The 19,211-nt window shown below is 60.8% G+C and carries 15 protein-coding genes; 3 read left to right on the top strand and 12 right to left on the bottom strand.

Features of this window, described 5'->3' with window-relative positions; genetic code table 11:
- Positions 1 to 17: 17 nt before the first annotated feature.
- A complete protein-coding gene (locus tag ACK59H_RS03950) occupies positions 18 to 1,394 on the bottom strand; it encodes an L-serine ammonia-lyase (protein ID WP_409264263.1) in 1,377 nt (458 codons plus the stop codon).
- A gap of 147 nt (positions 1,395 to 1,541) precedes the next feature.
- On the opposite strand from ACK59H_RS03950, the gene ACK59H_RS03945 reads away from it, so the two are divergent.
- A complete protein-coding gene (locus tag ACK59H_RS03945; RefSeq protein ID WP_060476483.1) occupies positions 1,542 to 2,486 on the top strand; it encodes a LysR substrate-binding domain-containing protein in 945 nt (314 codons plus the stop codon).
- Here ACK59H_RS03945 and ACK59H_RS03940 read toward each other — a convergent pair whose 3' ends face one another.
- The 11 genes from ACK59H_RS03940 to ACK59H_RS03890 form a co-directional block, all read right to left on the bottom strand.
- Positions 2,487 to 4,148 (bottom strand): phosphoethanolamine transferase, encoded by a 1,662-nt coding sequence (locus ACK59H_RS03940; RefSeq protein ID WP_060476484.1) that lies wholly within the window; start codon positions 4,146 to 4,148, stop codon positions 2,487 to 2,489. It abuts the gene before it with no gap.
- Positions 4,149 to 4,182: 34 nt separating this feature from the next.
- Positions 4,183 to 5,604: an undecaprenyl-phosphate glucose phosphotransferase gene (locus ACK59H_RS03935; RefSeq protein WP_060476485.1), complete on the bottom strand. Its 1,422-nt coding sequence runs from the start codon at positions 5,602 to 5,604 to the stop codon at positions 4,183 to 4,185.
- A gap of 197 nt (positions 5,605 to 5,801) precedes the next feature.
- Positions 5,802 to 6,551: a WecB/TagA/CpsF family glycosyltransferase gene (locus ACK59H_RS03930; protein WP_060476486.1), complete on the bottom strand. Its 750-nt coding sequence runs from the start codon at positions 6,549 to 6,551 to the stop codon at positions 5,802 to 5,804.
- Entirely contained in the window at positions 6,551 to 7,738 is a 1,188-nt protein-coding gene (locus tag ACK59H_RS03925; protein WP_409264262.1) for a glycosyltransferase family 2 protein, read from the bottom strand. The genes ACK59H_RS03930 and ACK59H_RS03925 overlap by 1 nt, the downstream gene beginning before the upstream one ends.
- On the bottom strand, positions 7,735 to 8,937 hold the full coding sequence (locus ACK59H_RS03920) for a glycosyltransferase (RefSeq protein ID WP_060476487.1): 1,203 nt from the start codon (positions 8,935 to 8,937) through the stop codon (positions 7,735 to 7,737). Before ACK59H_RS03920 ends, ACK59H_RS03925 begins: the two co-directional genes overlap by 4 nt.
- 22 nt (positions 8,938 to 8,959) lie before the next feature.
- On the bottom strand, positions 8,960 to 9,907 hold the full coding sequence (locus ACK59H_RS03915; protein ID WP_081016576.1) for a DUF535 family protein: 948 nt from the start codon (positions 9,905 to 9,907) through the stop codon (positions 8,960 to 8,962).
- A 7-nt stretch (positions 9,908 to 9,914) separates the two neighbouring features.
- Entirely contained in the window at positions 9,915 to 10,892 is a 978-nt protein-coding gene (locus ACK59H_RS03910) for a glycosyltransferase (protein WP_060476489.1), read from the bottom strand.
- Between the two features lie 28 nt (positions 10,893 to 10,920).
- Positions 10,921 to 11,445: a serine O-acetyltransferase gene (locus tag ACK59H_RS03905; RefSeq protein ID WP_060476490.1), complete on the bottom strand. Its 525-nt coding sequence runs from the start codon at positions 11,443 to 11,445 to the stop codon at positions 10,921 to 10,923.
- An 8-nt stretch (positions 11,446 to 11,453) separates the two neighbouring features.
- A complete protein-coding gene (locus ACK59H_RS03900) occupies positions 11,454 to 12,410 on the bottom strand; it encodes a glycosyltransferase family 2 protein (RefSeq protein ID WP_060476491.1) in 957 nt (318 codons plus the stop codon).
- Entirely contained in the window at positions 12,403 to 13,020 is a 618-nt protein-coding gene (locus ACK59H_RS03895) for an acyltransferase (protein ID WP_060476492.1), read from the bottom strand. Before ACK59H_RS03895 ends, ACK59H_RS03900 begins: the two co-directional genes overlap by 8 nt.
- A 121-nt stretch (positions 13,021 to 13,141) precedes the next feature.
- Positions 13,142 to 14,608, bottom strand: coding sequence for a GMC family oxidoreductase (locus ACK59H_RS03890; protein ID WP_060476493.1), 1,467 nt, complete (start codon positions 14,606 to 14,608; stop codon positions 13,142 to 13,144).
- Between the two features lie 423 nt (positions 14,609 to 15,031).
- On the opposite strand from ACK59H_RS03890, the gene ACK59H_RS03885 reads away from it, so the two are divergent.
- Positions 15,032 to 16,558 (top strand): O-antigen ligase family protein, encoded by a 1,527-nt coding sequence (locus ACK59H_RS03885; protein WP_060476495.1) that lies wholly within the window; start codon positions 15,032 to 15,034, stop codon positions 16,556 to 16,558.
- A 4-nt stretch (positions 16,559 to 16,562) separates the two neighbouring features.
- The gene (locus ACK59H_RS03880; RefSeq protein WP_060476496.1) at positions 16,563 to 19,163 is read left to right on the top strand and encodes a cellulase family glycosylhydrolase; all 2,601 of its coding nucleotides are present in this window, start codon (positions 16,563 to 16,565) and stop codon (positions 19,161 to 19,163) included.
- Positions 19,164 to 19,211 lie beyond the last annotated feature (48 nt).

Genomic DNA, 19,211 nt, shown 5'->3' with positions numbered 1-19,211 from the left:
ACCAGGCGGTGCTACGCTCAGCACTCGGGGAAGGCCACGGCCAGACCACCGCGGGAGGTTTCCTTATAGTTGGCATGCATGTCGGCACCGGTATCGCGCATGGTTCGGATTACCCGGTCGAGCGAGATGAAATGCTCACCGTCACCACGCAGCGCCATCTGCACGGCATTGATCGCTTTCACCGCGGCAATGGCGTTGCGTTCGATGCACGGCACCTGCACCAGCCCACCGACCGGGTCGCAGGTCAGCCCAAGGTTATGCTCCAGCGCAATCTCGGCGGCGTTTTCCAGCTGCGCCGGGGTTGCCCCAAGCAATTGTGCAAGGCCGGCGGCAGCCATCGAGCAGGCCGAGCCGACCTCCCCTTGGCAACCAACTTCGGCACCTGAGATCGACGCATTCATCTTGCACAAGATGCCGACCGCTGCAGCGGCCAGTAGAAACGCCACCACATCGTCGTCACAGGCAGTGGGGTTGAACTTCATGTAGTAGTGCAATACCGCCGGGATGATCCCGGCAGCGCCATTGGTAGGTGCGGTGACCATGCGTCCGCCAGCGGCATTTTCTTCATTGACCGCCAGGGCGAACAGGTTGACCCACTCCATGGCGCTCAAGGTCGAGCCAATCACGTTGGGCTGCCCGGCCACCTGCAAGCTGCGATGCAGCCGCGCGGCGCGGCGCTTGACATTGAGCCCGCCGGGTAGCACGCCTTCGTTGCGCAGGCCGTTGTCGACGCACTGGCGCATGGCTGCCCAAATTTGCAGCAGCCCTTGGCGAACCTCGGCCTCTGGGCGCCAGGCGCACTCGTTGGCCATCATCAGTTGTGCCACGCTCAGCTGGTTGGCCTTGCACAGGGCAAGCAGTTGGGCGCCGCTGGAAAACGCGTACGGCAGCTCGACCGCTTGTGCCTGGCCCTGCGGCGCATCGACCTCGCCCTGCTCGACGATGAAGCCGCCACCGATGGAATAGTAGGTCTGCTGCAACAGGCTGCCCTGCCCGCCCAAAGCCTGCAGGCTCATGGCATTGGGGTGGTAAGGCAGGCTTTCGTCCAGCAACAGCATGTCGCGCGGGTAGTCGAACACCACAGAGTGGCTGCCATCGAGCAACAAGCAGCGTTCCTGCAGCAGCTGCTGGATACGCGACTCGATGGTGGCCGGGTCGATGCGATCGGGCCACTGGCCCATCAGGCCGAGCAGGCAGGCACGGTCGGTGGCATGACCCACTCCGGTAGCCGACAGCGAGCCATACAGGCGCACCTCCACCCGCTGCACCTGCGGCAACAAGCCATGCTCACGCAAGGTCTGGGCGAAGCTTGCCGCTGCTCGCATAGGCCCTACCGTGTGTGAGCTGGAGGGGCCGATACCAATCTTGAAAAGGTCGAAAACACTGATAGCCATACTAATGCCTGAACCGTGCCGGCGGTCAGAGCGGCGCCACGGATGTCTGAGAAAATTGAACGGTACTGCAAAGTTGCGCGATACTGCCGCGCTCACGCAAGGATGACCAACGAAACTTCCTAAGCCAGCTTTTAGCGGTACTAAAAGATGCGACGCCAACTCAATGGTCAGATGTTCGTCTGGCTGCATGTATTTTCCTGCGCAGCACGGCATCTGTCGTTCACCCGCTGTGCAGAGGAACTGCACATCACCCCTGGCGCGGTTAGCCAGCAAATGCGTCAGCTCGAGCAGCGGCTGGGCTACAGACTGTTTCTGCGTCGGGCTCGGGGTGTGGAGCTGAGCGCCGAAGGCCAGCGGCTGGCGCAGACGGTGACCGACGCCTACGGCGCTATCGAGGCTGAGCTGTTGCGCTTGGATGCCGGTGAAATACGCGGCACCCTGCGCCTGCGCTCGATCCCGTCGTTTCTGGCGAAATGGCTGACCCCCAGGTTGCCGAGGTTTCAACAGCGCTATCCGGACATCGAGCTACGCCTGGTCGCCGAAGACAGCGCCCAGGCTTTGCACCCTGGCGATTTCGACCTGGCCATTGACCTCAACGACGGCAGTTATCCCGGAATGCTGTCGACACCGTTGCTGGATGAGCAGATCTTCCCGGTGTGCTCACCCGCGCTGCTGCGTGCCCGGCCGCCACTGCACGCCCCGGCAGATCTGGCTCACTACCCGCTGCTGCACGACATCACCGCGTGGCGAGGCAGTTCCGAATACGCCGAATGGGAGTTCTACCTGGAAGGTATCGGCGCCACTGGCCTGGACGTGCGCCGCGGGCACACCTTCAACCGTAATCACCTGACCATCGAAGCGGCGATCGCCGGCATCGGCGTAGCCATTGCCCGGCGCACGCTGCTCAATGACGAACTGGAACGAGGGGCTTTGATCGTGCCGTTCGGCCACCCGATCGCCAATCACAAACGCTATGTAGTGCACTATCCGCCAGGAGGTTTGAACCAGCCGGGCGCCCGCGCGGTGCATGACTGGCTGGTAGAAGAAGCGCACAACTTCCGAGCCTTGCATCCATTGGTACTTGCAAGCTGATCACTCAGCCGCAATGTGCTTGATGCTGAAGTCGAACGTCGGTACATAGCCTGTGCCCAGCAGGTGTGGGCAAAGCGAGGCCTTGAAATCGTCGCTGAGCAAGTCCTGGGTGCTGTCGTAGCCGGGCATCGTAATGCCGGCGATGTTGAGCAGCGTATGGGGCAATGAGGCGATGCTGACCTGCTGGTCCTGCCGAGTTTTCAACTTCTGCAACTTGCGCATCTGCGCCGCCGACAGGTTGCCAGTGGACCAGACAAACGCCGTGGTCGCCAGGTCATACGCGTTACCCATGCCGTGCCCCAACAGCTTGCGGTCGTCATCGAGCAGATTTTCGCCATGGTCCGAGGCGTATACCAGCAGCGCTTTGCTCTGACTGGCTGTGAGCTGATGCATGATCGAGGACAGTATCCAGTCTGTGTACAGGACAGAATTGTCGTAGTCGGCCGTAATCCGATCCTTCTGGGATCCGCTGGCGGGTTTGAACCGGGCGAAGTCGCTTGGAAAGCGCCTGGCGTATTCGAAGTGGCTACCTTTGATATGCAGGAATATCGCCTGTCTGCGCCCGTTGGCTTTGCTCAGCACGTTTTGCAACACCGGCAGCAGTGCGCCGTCATAGCTGCGCTCCAGGTACTGGCGGTACTGCGCTTCTGCAGCAATTTGCGGGATGATCCCACCAAAGCTGTCGACCTCTTGCGACGACAACCAGTAAGTGTCGAACCCGGCGGCCCGCAGGATCCCCACCAACGATTTGTTGGATGCGATCAAGTTCCAGTCGCTGATCGGCTCCAGGCTGAGCAATGAAGGCACGGCCACGGAGGTATAAGGCGCGGTGGTGCACATGCGGTTGAACTTGAACAGCCCTGGCTGGCGCTCAAGGTTGGGCGTGGTCTTGTTTGGGTAGCCGTAAAGGGACCAGTTGTGCGGGCGCGAAGATTCGCCTATCACAAACACCAGTGTCTGAATGCCGGCTTGGTCGGAAACACCCGTGAGCTGCACCTGCGATTGCTGGCGCTGCCTGATGTACCCTTTGGACTCTTCGTACAACACCACTGTCAGTGCAAGCTGCGACAGGTAGCCCACTGGGGTGCTCTGGTCCTTGGCCACCAGATCGAGTACGGCGTCCTTGTTCAACGCGTTGATGCTGACGGTTTTAACGAAGTAGGCGCCATAACCGAGCACCAAGCCGGCCAATGCCAATTGGCACATGGCTTTGCTACGGCCCAGGCGCCGCCCATACAGGCCGGCCAGGCCCACCCCGTAACAGCCAACGAACACCACCACGATGCCCGCCATCGAGCGCCAGTAGGTGGCGAGGAAATCCGTTGCCTCCTTGTAGTTGGTCAGCCCGATGAGCAGGTAGGCCGCGGTCAGTCGGGAGCCGAAATTCAGCACCAGGAACAAATCGATACTGGCCAGCAGATAAAAGGGCAACAGCCACAGATGCACTTTGAACTGGTTGGCCCAGCCGCAGCGCAGCACCAGCAGCCACAGCACTGAGATGAGGAAGGTGTAGAGCACCAAGCCATCGATCTTGGCGCATTGGCAATCGGACAGCAGTCTGGCAAACAACGGCGACAGCAGATAAGCCCACAGCAGCAGCGAAGGCCACTGGGCCCTCAACAGCTGCGCGCCAGCGCTCCCACCTGCTGACCAGATGCTCATCGATCCCTCCCCTGCACGCTATTCAATTGCGGCGTCAATAAGCCTGCTTGCCGGTGAAGGCATTGACCGTGCGCACCAGGATCACGAAGTCGAGCCACAAGGACCAATTGTTGATGTATTCGATGTCGGAATTGACCCGTTGAATCATCTGCTCGATATCCTTTGTTTCGCCGCGGTATCCGCGCACTTGCGCAAGGCCGGTCATGCCAGGCTTGATGTTGTGGCGAGCGAAGTAGTCGACGATGTCCTGGGAATACAGCGTGTCGTGTTGCAAGGCGTGGGGCCGTGGGCCGACCAAAGACATGTCGCCGGTCAGCACGTTGAATAGCTGGGGCAATTCATCGAGGCTGGTGCGCCGAATGAATGCGCCGACTCGCGTCAACCTGGGGTCGTTGCGCTGCGCTTGCTGGACCACGCCGTTTTCCGGCTGATGCACATGCATGCTGCGGAATTTCCAGATCCGGAACGACTCTCCGGTCCAGCCGGTGCGGTCTTGGCGGAAGAACACAGGCCCTGGGCTGTCGAGCTTGATGATCACCGCCAGTGCCAGCAACACAGGCGAGGCGCACAGCAAGATAAGCGCGGCCAGCACACGGTCTTCGAGGTTTTTCAAGAACAGGCTGGTGCCGGTCAGCGGTGTTTCCGACAGGGTCAGTACCGGGATTCCGGCGATTTCCCGGACGCTGTGGTTGATCAGGCGCAGCGAGAAGATATCGGGCACCCAATTGACTGCAATGCACTTGTCGAGCAACTTCAGATACACATCCTGGATGACTGCAGAGCCGCCTAACGGCGTCACCAGGTAAACCGTGCGAATGTTGTGCTGAGCGATGATCTGGTCCAGGTCGGCGATGCTGCCCAGCACCGGCAGGCGCTGCTTGCCTTCTTGCGATTGGCGCGCCTGATCGTCGTCCTGATCGACCCAGATGCAGCCCATCACCCGCTCCCCGAACCACGGGTTGTTGCTGATTTTCTGATAAAGGAAATTGGCCAGGTCACCGTCGCCGATGATCAAGGCATTGTCCAGCCGAGCATGGGCGGTGAAGCGTTTTTGCAGCTCACGCATCGCCACATGCAGAAATAGCTGCACGAAGTACCCAATGACGAACAACTGGACCACCAGCAGCCGTGAATAAGTTTCGCTCTGTTTGGTCAGGAAGGCGATCACCACCAGGAAACAGAACGTCGCCGACCAGGCCTTGAACAGCCTGAAAGCCTTAACCGACAGCCCAACATTGCTGCGATAGATGGCGTAATGGTCATAGATGACCGCCAGCGCCCCGATCAGCAGCAACAGCATGATCACGTAGTCGGAAGTGATGTACCCAAACTGGTCGTAAATCAGGTACCACGCCACACTGGTTACGGCGATACCGTCGAGCCCCGCCTGAATGGCGTTGCTGACGCTACTTCTACGCTGGAGCAACGAACGACTGCTTCTGGGTTCAAAAACCATCGTAAGGCCTCACTGAATCGTGCGTGGCAACTGCCTGACCATCACAACGAAGGGATGGAGATTCAACTCAGGTACCTGAAAAATCTGTGAAATCTCCTGCAAACCGCGCCGGTCTGTTTGATATCACTGTAGCAGCACCGTGGTCATGCTGCGGTGAAGATCCACCACTGTTCGACAGATAGCGTTGAGCATGGTCGCTAACGGCGATGCATCGGCGAGCGGGCATAAAACCAAGCACGCAACAGGAACAATGGGTTGCCTAGCACGTAACGCTTGAACAGGCGTTTGGGCTCTCTGAGTAACCTGAACACCCATTCGGCGTTCATCCGCCTTACCCAGCGAGGCGCCCGCGCGACCTTGCCACCGAGAAAGTCCAGGATCGCCCCACCGCAGACGATCAGGCAGGGGTAATCGAGAACGGCCAAGCGTGCGGCCAACTGCTCCTGCTTGGGCATCCCCATGCCAAGCACGATCAACCCAGGGCGATGTCGCTCAGCCAGGCCCAGGTAAGTATCGGTATCGGCAAAACCGTGGTGTCGCGACACCACCTGCAGGCCGAACTCTGCCTCGCAACGCCGCGCGGCTTCGGTCAGGAACGGATCCTGCGTTCCCCAGAAAGCCACGTTGCGGCCTTCAAACCCCGTAAGGAGCTTGGGAATCAAATCGGTGCCGTTCATGTTCAGGCCCGGCGCAAGCCCCAGGCGACGCAGCAACACTGCCATGCCAGCACCGTCGCGCAGCAGCACATCGGCAGCAGCCAGCGCATGGCAATAATCGGCGTTGCCAGCCACCAGGTTCATCGCGTGGGCATTGACGAAGCCCAGTACCGTTGGCCGCTGCGCCGAACACAGTGACTGCAGCAGCCGCTGCTCGTGTGCCGCATCCTCCACCAGGCACAGCTTGCCCATGACCATCTTCCAGCGCTGCAGCCAACCCTGCTCTGTCATCAGTTGTCATCCCGTTTGGAACGCACCCAGTCGACCTGGCGCTTGAACAGGAACCCCAGATACAAAGGGATTTTCCGCGCCGCGTAGAACGGTGCGTACAGCAGTACCGAAAACGGAATCAGCTCCCGTGCAAAACAGGCCCACGCCAACAGGATGGCAACGCCAAGCAAGGCCAACGCCAAGCTGGCGAGCAGTGCAGGCAGCAGCGCCCCCCCTACGCCGAACATGAGCCAGGTCAGAGCGAAGACCACCATCAACAGCAACGACAGCAAGGCCAGGGGCGGCACCAGTAAGTCAACTGCCATGCCCAACAGTGGCCAATTACGCTTGAGCAGCGCAGCGGCGAGCAGCCTGGGCCCATCGGCCAAGACCACCCCCAAATGCCCATGCTCCCAGCGCTTGCGCTGAATACTCAGGCCTTCCTGGCTAGTGGGAAAATGGCTGTTCACCACAGCCTGCGGGCAGAATACCGGCGCCTTACCGTGCGCGGCACACTCAAGGCCAAGCTTCAGATCTTCGACCAGGTGACCGGTAGCCAGGTTGACGGCCGACAGGTCTTGCCAGCTGAACGCCATGCCTGCCCCCATCAACTGGCATGGCAGGCCCGCCCGTGCCCAACCCTGCGGCCGAACCAGGTTCTTCACCCGCCAGGCGAAAGCTGCAACCTGCACCTTCAGCCCCGCCCCAGGCGGCGCATGCATCAGGTACAACGCCTGTGCAGGCCGGCCGCGGTCTATACAACTACAAGCCAGGTGCTCGAGCGCACCGGCCCCTACCTGGCAGTCTGCATCGATGATGATCACCACCTGCGGTGGCGACAGGCGCAGGTGCTGCACCCCGAAATCCAATGCATAACCCTTGCCTCGGCGCAGCAGGTCCTCGCGCTCGACCACTTGCGCTCCCGCCGCGCGGGCAAGGCTTGCGGTCTGGTCGCTGCAGTTGTCGGCCACCACCAGCAGTTGGTCACCTTCGCGCAGCTGCGGCCGGATGCTGGCCAGCGTCGAAACGATCAGCGACGCCTCGTTGTGCGCAGGTACCAGCACTGCCAACCGCGGCCGCGGCAGGTGAGGCCTCTGTTGCACCCGAGCAGGTAGGCAGGCCAGCACTACCTGGATGAACAGCAGCAATGCCGGTACCAATAGCAACAGCGCCACGCCACCCAGCATCCAAGCCAGCAAGGTCATCATGCCGGCACCTTGAAATGGCTGAGCAGCTTGGCTGCCTCGGTATCGATGTCGTGGCGTTGCAATACCCGCTCATAGGCCGCATCGCCCATGCGCTGCAACACCTGCACGGGCTGCTCCAGGCATTGGCGCATCGCTTCGGTCAAGGCTTCGACGCTACCAGCCGGGAACAGCCAGCCGTTCTCGCCGTGGCGGACCAGTTCAGGGATACCGGCCACGTAAGTGGTAAGAACAGGTCGGCGCAGTGCCATCGCCTCCATAATGACCACCGGCAAACCTTCGGCAAAGCTTGGCAGTACCATGGCCCGCGCGGCCAGAATCTCGTCGCGCACCTGCGCGCTGCTGATCCAGCCGGTGATGCGCACCTGCGCTTGCAAACCGTAGCGCACGATGAGTGCTTCAATCGGGCCTCGCAATTCACCATCGCCAGCCAATACCAGTTCCAATTGCACGCCCTGACTGACCAGGCCACGTGCAGCTTCGATCAGCAGCAACTGGCCCTTCTGCTCACACAAGCGCCCAACGCAAACCAGCCGAGGCGTGGCGGTGATTGCTTGCGGTGCCACCTGGTGAAAACTGCGTTCCAGGCCGCAATGCACCACCTTGACCTTGCCCCACTGCTCATGGGCCACCCAGCGCCATAGCTGGCTACGCCCGAAGGCGCTGACGGCGACAACGAATGATGCCCGCCGCACCTTTTCGCCCAAATGCAGAAGCTGAGCCTTGTCGAACTCTTCCGGCCCATGCACGGTGAAGCTGTAAGGCGGGCCGCCGAGCACGTTGGCCAGCATGACCACCTCCGTGGAGTTGGTGCCGAAATGTGCGTGCACATGTTCTGCCGCAGCGTCTTGCAACCATTGCAGCAGCCGGCATGCCTCGGCGAGATAAACCAGGTGGTATGGCCACGGGCGGTCGGCACGCCAACCCTGGCCAAGCGCCAGGCGCAGGGCCGTCAGGAACGCTTTTGGCCGTGCCCGTAGCACCTGCATCAGGGGTTTGAGCAACCCACTCAGCCCATCCTGCAGCACATAGCGGGTTTTGCCCCGTTCCGCCAAGTCTTCAGCGTCGTGCAGTTCAGCATCCCAGCCACGCAGGGCGATGCGCTGCACCTCGACGCCTTGGCGCTCCAGCGCCAGTATCTCGCGGCGGATGAAGGTATGGCTGACCTTGGGGTACTGATTGATGAAGTAAGCAATTCGCATAAGGCCCCAAATCTGTGTCCGTTCATCGAATGGCCAGGTCGGCCGCACTGTGCTGCACCGTGCTGCCCACCATGGCAGCTTGGATCTGGGCAAACACGTCATCGAGCAAGGCATGGCGCCGGCGGTACATCGCCCGCTTCTTCGCCGCGATCTCCTCTACCGGGCGCTGGGCGGGGGCCAGGGGGATGCTGAAGAAATCCACCCACTCGCAGGGCTCGGCGCCGTTCTCCTGCCAGATCACGTCGTAATTGGCCGCCAGTTCCTGGTGCTTCTCGGCGCCGAAATACGGGTGTCGATGGTGGCGATACTCGTCCGCGACGGCATAGATACGCTGGGCGGCCAAGGTTCTGGCGACGCACTTGATGGCCTCGATCAGCAGGCTTCTGGGGCGTAGGCCTTCGAAGTCCTTGGTCAAGTCGCGGTAGATGGTCAGGGACGTGTCGCTGCCCACACCTTTGTGAATGCCTTGCACTGCGCCGATATACAGGCACACACCCTGGGCCTCGTGGCACAAAGTGAAGGCCAGCGAGGCCACACGCAGGTCGCCCTGGAACAGGTTGATCACCAGCTCCCCTTCGCGCTTGAACCAGATCGGCCGGTCCAGCACCAGCCGGCACCCGCTTGAGTAGCGTGACAGGTCGCATAGCTGGCGCTGCTCATCGCGCTGCAACAGCAGCAAAGGCGCACACTGGGCGGTCACCACTTCATAATGCGAGGCCACTGCTGCAAGCCGCTGCGCAGCGTTCCAGCGCTTGCTGATGTAGGGCCACTGCACCACACCGATGCAGTCCACACCCAACTGCTCGAAGCGCTCCTGGCCCAAGGCCTTGGACATGCGCTGAGTGAAAGCCTGCAACCCCGACCACTCGCGGGCCATCGAAACCGTCAACTTGTATTTGTTGTTGAGCGCTCGCAGCGAATAGCCTGGCTGCAGCGTGAGCACACTCTTGGCTAACGATCTGAAGGTCATCGACATGTCATTTGTACTCGATCAACAGCGCCTTACCGGCCGCAAACCTGTTCAGCAGGAACTTGGCCTGGCCGAGCATTTCAGGGAACTTGCCCAGCACCAGGAACACTGCCTGCCACCAGTTTTCCCGGCGTGAGCGGCTGCCCCGGCGGGCCAGACGTACGGTTTGCAATGGATAGATCAGTAACAGCCACAGCCCCCAGCCGCCCGAAAAAAGGCTCACAAATAGGATCGTCAACGGCAGGATCAGGCCCCAGAACCAGGCCCGTCGCGATTCACGCAACCAATGACGCTCGGGCTTGAGCCCATGCAAGTAGGCGCCTTCGGCATAGGCATAGCCGGCCCGCAGACTGCGCCGCCACCACTGCCCGAACCGGGTCATGGCGGCATCGTGCAGGGTCATCTCTTCGGGCAAGCGCCAGATTTTCCAGCCGGCTGCGCGCAACCGCAGGCACAGCTCCGGCTCTTCGCCGGCAATCAGTTCTGGGCGAAAACCGGACACGGCCATGAACGCATCGACGCGCATCAGTGCATCCCCGCCACACGCCTTGGTTTGCCCCACCGGCGTGTCCCATTCCAGGTCGCAGAGCAGGTTGTAAACCGAGCGCTGGGGAAAGCGCTCACGGCGCCGTCCGCACACCACCGCTACATCCGGGTGCTGATCGAGAAAGGCCTGGCCCTTGCTCAACCAACCGCCATCGACTTCACAGTCACCATCGACGAATTGCACATAGCTAATGCTCGGCACGATACCCATCAGGCAGGTGAAACCTTCATTGCGTGCACGCGCCGCTGTGAAGGGTTGGGTCATGTCCAGGGCCACTACCTGCACCCCCAGCTCAGCGGCAAATTCCACCGAGCCATCGCAGGAGCCGGAGTCCACGTACACCAGTTGGTCCGCCTGCCCAATCAAGGACAACAGGCAGCGCTCCAGGCGCTGGCCCTCGTTGCGGCCGATCACCACCACTCCAATCCCTGTCACCATGGCGTTCACTCGTCAGTTTCGGGCCGGCTCACGTGTATTGCAGGGTATCGCTGTGCTTGCGCGCCTTGATGCTAGCGGGCACCCCAACCGCCAGCGAGTTGTCCGGTACATCGGTCAACACCACTGCGTTGGAGCCTATCGCGACGTTGTTACCGATGCGTATATTGCCCAGCACCTTGGCGCCGGCGCCGATGTCGACGTTGTTGCCGAACACTGGCGCGATGGGTTCATCGACATTCTTCAACCCCACCACCACGCCGTTGCGAATCCGGCAGTCATCGCCAAACCGCGCGTAGCCGCTGATCACGATGCCGCCAAAGTGATCGATGACAAAGTTGCGGCCAATCACCACCTCGCAAGGCAACTCGACGCCGGTGATGATCTGCACGAACTTGAACAATACCTTGTAGACCAAAGAGCAGAGCTTGCGCAGCAACGCCGGACGCACACCATAGCGCCAGCGCCCGAAGCGATAGACCACCAGAACCCAAAACCCCTGGGCGCCCCAATCACCGCCATGGGCGCGCAAGTCTGCGCGGATGTTATCGAACATGGTTTCACCTACCGTGTGGGTTGGTTGGCAAACTGGGTCTTGAGCAGCAGCGACCACGTGGCGCGGGTATGCCGCCAACACGCCTTGATCGCCTCCATGCCGCGGCCTTTGAGCAGCGCCTTGAGTGCCAGCACCAGGTCGCCCAGGCTCACCAGCAGCATGTGCAAGGCCAGCCCCCCCGCGCCATGGTGCTTGCGCATGTACAGCAGTTCGCTTTCGATCTGGTAAGCCGATATCTGTCGGCTGGCCGCCTCGAGCTCGGCCACCGACTTGGAGCTCTCGCCACCGATATGCACCACGGTGGTATCAGGGAAATACACCACTTTCCAACCCGCGGCCTTGACCCGCTTGCAATGGTCCACTTCTTCGTAATAGAGAAAATAGCGAGGGTCGAACAGCCCTACCTGGTCGAGCACTTCGCGGCGTACCAGGTAGAAGCAACCCGGTAGCCAGTCGCACTCACGCACCGAGGCATGATCCCAGTCCATTTCGTCGACCATTTTCAGCCCTGGCATGAAACGCCCTAGCCCAGTTCGTGCTGCAAAGAGGTTCAACGGGGTTGGGAAATAGCGGCAGCTGGGTTGCAGTTCGCCATCGCGGCCCACCAGGCGCACCCCAAGAATGCCGCATTCGGGGTGCGCGTCCATGTAGTCGAGGGTTTTCTGCAGGCTGTCGGCGGCCACGAAGGCGTCAGTGTTGAGCAGTAGCGCGTACCTGCCGCGTAGGTGCGCCAGCAGCTGATTATTGGCCCGGCCAAAGCCGACATTGTGTTTGTTGCTCAACAAAAGCGCTTGCGGGCAGACCTGGCCCAGGCGTTCGACCGAGTCGTCGACCGAGGCATTGTCTACCACCAGGTAACTGGCCAAGGTTTCGCCGCCGGCCGCCCGCAGTGAATCGAACATCGGCTGCAGCAACCCGGCCGTGTTGAAATTGACCACCATCACATCGACAGGCTTGTTATCCATTGCTGCCGTCTCCGAAGAAATAACGGCGCCGGTGCATGGCCAAGGTAGGCTCCAGCGCCGGGTCATACGAGCCTTTGCGTTCTTTTATCAGCTCCATCCAAGGGTAGGCATTGCAGCGTTCTTCGACCCGCTTGATCAAATCTGCCGTGGTGCAGATGAACTTGGCAGGATTACCACCGACGACCGTGCCGGGTGGCACGTCCTTGGTTACCACGGCGCCGGCGGCCACAACCGAATCCGGGCCGATGGTCACCCTCGGCATGACGATCGCACCATGGCCGACGAAACTGTTGTCCTTGACATCGATGACTCCGACCGAGTCGAGCTTCATGCCGTAGCAGAGCTCGATCAGCGCCACCACACCGTCGTGGCCTATCAGCGTGCAATCGGACAGGCCGACGTTGTTGCCGATGCGCACCAACGCCGGGTCGGTGACGTTACAGCCGACATTCATGTGAAAGTTGGTGCCTACCGAATAGAACTTGCCCCATCGGCACTGGTACTCCCCCCACTGCCTGGGTGTGGGGTTGCAGAGTTTTTTATAGGCCGCAACGCCGCGTCCGGTCGTATTGGCGTAATGCGCCACAGCACTGCGTATCCATCCCAACATATGGCAAGCCTCGCGATTCGAGCGATCCTGGACTGTCCCTGAGGCAAACACGGTCTCGTTCTTCTGGGTGCTGACCCTGTTGCACTCCACCCCTTCACAGCGCTACTTCAGTTGAATGTATTCAGGCTGCCGCCCCCGTAGCCGAGTGCATCTTCTGGTTGAGATGGTCGGCCAACCTCAAGGCGAACTGCAGCAGCGGCATCGTCGGGTTCGACGCCCCGCCGGTTGCGAATACACTGCTGCCGGCGACATACAGGTTTTCGGTGCCAAACACCTTGCAGTTGGTATCGACCACCCCATCCTTGGCTGAGGCCGCCATGCGCGTAGTGCCCATGTGATGGGCATGGGGGGACATCTTCAGCGGCAAGCTGGTGTCGTAGACGAAGTCGTTGAGCTTGACGAAACCCAGGCCCATTTCAGCGAACTGCTTGGCCAGTTCGCTGCCGATGCATTTGATGGTGTGCCGGTCGCTGTCGCTGAGTACCCAGTTGACGTTGACCTTGGCCACACCCAGTTCGTCCTGCTCGTCCAGCAGCGAGATACGGCTGTGCACATTGGGGAACTGCTCAATCAAAGTGCTGATCACCCCGTCGCCCGGGCAACTGAACTTGGCGACGAACTCGATCTTGCTAGCCACGCCCATGTCGCACGCCAGGTTTTCCAGAAAATGCTTGACCTCGGCCGTACGGCCATAGGTCTGCACATCGGCCAAAACCGACGCCAGAACATTGCCTCTGCCCGCCTGGTACTGGGCGACGAAAGCATCGGTGGTGAAATACTGCCGAGGATCGGTGCCTTCGCCACTGCGCAGGATGAACGTCCCCATGTCGATGTTCAGGTGCTCCATGAAGCATCGGCCAACCAGGCCGTCCGTGGTCACCACGCCCGCCTGGGCCAGCGATTTGCTGTTCAATAACTGCCTGGCATTTTCGATGGCGCCGGTGGCCAGGATGAAGTTGCGTGCCGCCACAGGCTGGCGCTTGCCCTCGTAGTCGGACACCTGCACAGCCTTCAATTTTCCAGCGTCTGGGTCGAACAACAAGTCGACGCAGTTGCAGTTGATGAAAACGTCCAAACCCGGGGTCTCGTCCAGCGCGCTGGCGTACTTTTGGGCAAAGCGCGTTGGCGGGCTGAGCAGAAAGCGGTCAGCCTCGAACTCACCGCCGTTCAGGCCGGGGTTCACGGCTTTGAATTCGGCCCCCTGAGGCAGATCGACGATTTCCATGGCACCCGGTAGGTACCGCTCGATTTCAGCGTATGGGATAGGCCAGCCGGGCATCTCCACCGGTGGTGGAACCGCAAAATCCGCAGAGGTGAAGGGGCGGCAGCGCCCTGCCCAGTGATTGGAGGTGCCGCCCAGGTAACGCAGGCGGTCTTCGGCGGCGAACACCTCAAGGCCTGTGGACGTGCACTTGTACAGCGCTTGGGACCGCGGCGTGTACTCACGGCCCCCTCCTTCGAGCAGAGCCACACTCCAGCCGGCACCTGCCAGGCGCAACGCCAGGGTGATCCCCGCAGGGCCTGCGCCGACGATGCAGAAGTCGTATGCCTCGCGCAGGCGCTTGTCGGCATCGTAGTCCTTGATCATGAGCGTTCGTCCTGAAAATACCCCACCGGCAACACCCAACCGTTGATGATGACGAACCTGCCGGTTGGCTCAGGCTTGCTCGCTGCCTGCGCACTTCCCCCAAACATGGCGACCCCGGCACTGAACAACACACAATTGCGTATAAAGCCTCTGCGCCCCAGCAATGGGGTACAAAACTGCAGCTTCCCCATGATCCCCGCCCCATACCATTGGTTTTTATTGTCGCCCCACACTGTGTTGCCGCAACCGACAAGCGACCTCGCAGGTCAAGCGCAAAACTGAAACTGTGCTTGCTAGGCTGTTTTTGCCTGGCTTTCTCATCGCCTCAAGACTTTCCACGCGGCGCCTAGAAGTCACTATAGTTTCATTTAGCCACGATGCTAGCCTCCATCCAGCCCATCGAGGGATAGGTGCCTATAACCCATGCCTGAACATCTAAGAGCCCTGGTCGTCATTGTGTTTGTGGCCAGCGTGGTTTTCTTCATGGCCCGGCGTCCGGCAACGGACCTGATCCCCCCAGCGGACTTCAAACGGCGTCGCAATTTGTGGTTCGTGCTGACCTTGGTTGCATTCTTCGCCCAAAGCTTCTGGGTGTATGCAGGCGCGGCCACGGTCATTCTGCTGGTTGCCCAGCGCCGCGAGCACAACCCGCTTGCGCTGTTTTTCATGCTGCTGTTTCTCATCCCGCCGGCCGCTACTGAGATACCGGGCTTTGGCATCGTCAACTACCTGTTCGACATCAACCATCAACGCGTGCTGACCTTGTGCGTGCTGCTGCCTGCCGCGTGGGTACTGCGAAAGCAAAGCACGAGCATCCGGTTCGGCCGGCTATTGCCCGACAAGCTACTGCTGGCAAGCCTGGCGTTGACCAGCGCCTTGGCGCTGCGCGAGACCACCGTCACCGATACCCTGCGCCAAATGCTGAGCCTGTACATCGACGTGTTCCTGCCCTACTACGTGGCCAGCCGCGGCCTGCGTGAGCTGAGCGACTTCAAGGACGCGCTGCTGGCATTCGTTATCGTGGCCTTCCTCTTGGCACTGCTGGGCGTGGCCGAATATGTGCGCCATTGGCTGCTCTACAACGCGCTGATCGACGCCTTGGGCCTGCAGTGGGACATGAAGGCCTACCTGAGCCGAGGGGGGGCACTGCGCGCCAGTGTCACCACCGGGCAGGCCATCGTGCTCGGTTACGTGATGGCCGTGGCGATTGGCTTGTTTCTGTTCGTGCAGCACTTCGTGCAGAAACCTGTGCACCGCTACCTGGGCGCATTGCTGCTTGCCGCAGGGCTGTTCGCACCGCTTTCGCGGGGCCCGTGGATCGGCGCTGGGGTGATCGTGGTGGTGTTCATCGCGATGGGCAGGCATGCGGCCTCGCGTTTGGCACTGCTTACCCTGGCCGGGGTGCTGAGCATCCCATTGCTGGCCGTGATGCCTGGCGGGGACAAGATACTCGACCTGCTGCCGTTCATTGGCAAGGTGGACACCGAAAACATCACCTACCGCCAGCGCCTGCTCGACAACTCGTGGATCGTCATCCAGCGTAATCCGCTGTTCGGCTCATTCGATTTTCGCAGCACCCCGGAGATGCAATCGATGATCCAGGGCGAAGGCATCATCGACATCGTCAACACCTACGTCGGCCTGGCGCTGCGCGTTGGCCTGGTTGGGCTTGGGCTGTTCCTGGGCTTTTTTGCTTACATCCTGCTGGGGTTGCGCAAGGCAATGCGGGCGGTGCCTGACAACGCCGACCCCTATCGGCTGCTGGGGCGTGTTCTGCTGGCCACATTGATGGGCATTCTGGTGACTATTTTCACCGTGAGCAGCATCACCGTCATCCCGATCATTTACTGGTCGATTGCCGGGGTCAGCGTCGCCTATATCCACATGATGCGCCGTCAGGCCGTGACCCAAGACAGCCCAGTGACCACCATCAGCCTTCAACCGAGGTAGTTCGATGCTCACGCTCGCCCTGTCCAGATGGACCCGCACATCGTTGCTCATCAGCCTGCTGGCGGTGCCCGTCAATAGCTGGGCGTCGGCATGGACGGTACGTGTAGACGAACAGAACGGCCTGCCGACACTGACGTATGGAGGAGGCCCAGCGTTCGTACCCAGCTTCGACTTCTGGGGCGCGAACTGGGGCTGGACCGGGTTCTATCCAACCCTCAAAGTCGATGGGCCTTACCGCTATACACTCACCGGCAATAACAAGGACTTGGACTTCGACCTCAAGGCGGACATCCGCAAACCCGAGCCGCAAACCCTGACCTGGGACTTCGATTTGCAGGCCCACAGCCGGCAAAGCGATGTCATGGGCGGCGGCATCGTCTGGCGTTTCGACCCCGGGTTGATCGCCGGTCAAATGGGCGACCCGGTGCTACTGCCCGAGAACCGCGGCTGGGCTTGGGGCAAGAACCCTGAAGGGCCGCATGTGGAAATGCGTTTTGACCCACCCCTGGCCAAGGTGTATTTCGAACGCGGCAACACCGACCAGATACGCACCTTTTTCTACACCGACCCGATCAAGCCTGGCCAACAGCTGATCAAGGCGCAGATGAGTGTCACCGGTGATATCAGCATCGGCCAGACCGCCAGCGAACGTTTCGGCATGAGCGACCCCAACACGTGGCCAGATGATCAGGTCGACTGGCGTACGTCGCCAGTTGACCTGTCGTTCCTCAACGCCGCCGAGAAACCTGCTGGCAAACGAGGGTTCGTCAAGGCCGAGGGTGAACGGCTGCTGTTCGCCGATGGCACCCCCGCGCGTTTCTGGGGCACCAACATGGCAGCCTATTCGTTGTTCCGCACCCCTGACGAGGACATCAAGCAGCAGGCCAAACGCTTGTCCGCCTTGGGTTTCAACCTGGTGCGCGTGCATCACCACGACTCCCCGTGGGTGACGCCCAACGTGTTCGGCGATCTGCAGCAGCTCAAAAACACCCAACAGCTGAGCGCTGACTCGCTGAAAAAACTCGACCTGTGGATCAAAAGCCTGAAGGACGAAGGGATCTACGTGTGGCTCGACCTGCATGTGTCGCGCCCGGTGACTGCGGCGGACAACATTTATGGCTTCGATGAACTGCCCAAAGAGCACGGCGTCGCAGAGCTCAAAGGCTACTTGTTCGTCAACGTCACTTTGCAGCAGGCACTCAAGCGCTTCGCCGAGCAGTACCTGACCCACGTCAACAGTTACACCGGCCTTGCCTACAAGGATGACCCCGCCATCGCTGCGGTACTGATCACCAACGAAAACGACATCACCCACCACTTCGGCAATGCCCTGCTACCGGACAAGCAGGTACCCAAGCACAGCCGCCTGTACATGGATCAGGCCAAGGCCTTTGCCCAGGCCCACGACCTGCCTGCGGACAAGACCTGGCGTGCCTGGGAGTATGGCCCTTCGAAGCTGTTTCTCAACGACCTGGAGCAACGCTTCTACGCCGACATGATCAGCTACTTGCGCACGCTAGGGGTCAAGGTGCCCATCGCCACCACCAGCACCTGGGGCCTGAACGGTTTGTCCTCGCTGCCAGCGCTTACCGCTGGGGATGTTGTCGACGCGCATAGCTATGGCGGGCTGGGCCAACTGGAGAAGAACCCACTGACCAGCGACGGCATGATCAATTGGCTGGGGGCTGCCCAGGTGCTGGGCAAGCCGATGACCGTCACAGAATGGAACGCCGAACCCTTCCCTCTGCCCGACCGCCACTCCCTGCCCCTTTATGTCGCAGGGACTGCTAGTCACCAGGGCTGGGACGCGATCATGCAATACGCCTACAGCCAGCAAGCCTTGGTCGAGCAGTGGCGCCGTGCCGACAATTGGAATGCCTACAATGACCCTGGGCTCATCGCCACCCTGCCGGCAGCCGCCCTGCTCTACCGGCGCCAGGATGTGCAGCCGGCGTCGACCCGTTACGTCTTCGCACCCACTGCTCAAGCCCTGTTCAACCAGGATATTTCGCCGGCCAACTCGGTACTGCTACGCACCGCCATGGAAAAAGGCCGGCTGCAGATCGCCCTGCCATCAGCCTCCGAGCTACCCTGGCTGCAGCCCAGCAAAATCCCTGCCGATGCGCAAGTGTTCAACGACCCAGGGCGCTCACTGATCGACCCCGGTGCCAGCGAAGCGCTGAGCGATACTGGCCAGTTGCGACACAACTGGCAGCAGGGCCTTTACACCATCGACACGCCAATGACCCAGGCGGCAACCGGTTGGCTGGGAAGCCAGTCGCTGGCCCTGGGCGACATCGCCCTGCAGCTGAAGACCCCCTATGCCAGCGTGGCGGTCCAGAGCCTTGACGACAAGCCCTTGAGCCAGTCGCGCAGGCTGCTGATTTCACTCGGCAGCCGGGCCGTACCCAGGGCTGAGGATGTCACGCCTTTCCATGTCGAACCGCTGCAGGGGAGCCTGAGCATCAAGGCGCCAGCAGGGCTGAAACTCTACAGCCGCAGCAGTGACGGCGAGGAAAAAAACCAGCCCGTAGATTACAAAGACGGCCACTACCTGATCACGTTCGATGGCCAGCACATGGCCAATTGGCTGTTCTTGAAATAGGGCATATCGCCATCTACAGTCATTGAAGCCCTGCATGACAGGCATTCG

The organism is Pseudomonas sp. KCJK9000 (assembly GCF_046230725.1).
Classification (GTDB): Bacteria; Pseudomonadota; Gammaproteobacteria; order Pseudomonadales; family Pseudomonadaceae; genus Aquipseudomonas; species Aquipseudomonas promysalinigenes.
This window is presented reverse-complemented; position numbering and strand designations above follow the sequence as displayed.

Bases quoted from the DNA above. Each gene is read 5' to 3' on its own strand.
- ACK59H_RS03905 (WP_060476490.1), bottom strand. From the start codon at position 11,445: ATGTTCGATAACATCCGCGCAGACTTGCGCGCCCATGGCGGTGATTGG.
- ACK59H_RS03935 (WP_060476485.1), bottom strand. From the start codon at position 5,604: ATGGTTTTTGAACCCAGAAGCAGTCGTTCGTTGCTCCAGCGTAGAAGT.
- ACK59H_RS03895 (WP_060476492.1), bottom strand. From the start codon at position 13,020: ATGTTGGGATGGATACGCAGTGCTGTGGCGCATTACGCCAATACGACC.
- ACK59H_RS03930 (WP_060476486.1), bottom strand. From the start codon at position 6,551: ATGACAGAGCAGGGTTGGCTGCAGCGCTGGAAGATGGTCATGGGCAAG.
- ACK59H_RS03885 (WP_060476495.1), top strand. From the start codon at position 15,032: ATGCCTGAACATCTAAGAGCCCTGGTCGTCATTGTGTTTGTGGCCAGC.
- ACK59H_RS03950 (WP_409264263.1), bottom strand. From the start codon at position 1,394: ATGGCTATCAGTGTTTTCGACCTTTTCAAGATTGGTATCGGCCCCTCC.
- ACK59H_RS03945 (WP_060476483.1), top strand. From the start codon at position 1,542: ATGCGACGCCAACTCAATGGTCAGATGTTCGTCTGGCTGCATGTATTT.
- ACK59H_RS03920 (WP_060476487.1), bottom strand. From the start codon at position 8,937: ATGCGAATTGCTTACTTCATCAATCAGTACCCCAAGGTCAGCCATACC.
- ACK59H_RS03940 (WP_060476484.1), bottom strand. From the start codon at position 4,148: ATGAGCATCTGGTCAGCAGGTGGGAGCGCTGGCGCGCAGCTGTTGAGG.
- ACK59H_RS03890 (WP_060476493.1), bottom strand. From the start codon at position 14,608: ATGATCAAGGACTACGATGCCGACAAGCGCCTGCGCGAGGCATACGAC.
- ACK59H_RS03900 (WP_060476491.1), bottom strand. From the start codon at position 12,410: ATGGATAACAAGCCTGTCGATGTGATGGTGGTCAATTTCAACACGGCC.
- ACK59H_RS03915 (WP_081016576.1), bottom strand. From the start codon at position 9,907: ATGACCTTCAGATCGTTAGCCAAGAGTGTGCTCACGCTGCAGCCAGGC.
- ACK59H_RS03880 (WP_060476496.1), top strand. From the start codon at position 16,563: ATGCTCACGCTCGCCCTGTCCAGATGGACCCGCACATCGTTGCTCATC.
- ACK59H_RS03910 (WP_060476489.1), bottom strand. From the start codon at position 10,892: ATGGTGACAGGGATTGGAGTGGTGGTGATCGGCCGCAACGAGGGCCAG.
- ACK59H_RS03925 (WP_409264262.1), bottom strand. From the start codon at position 7,738: ATGATGACCTTGCTGGCTTGGATGCTGGGTGGCGTGGCGCTGTTGCTA.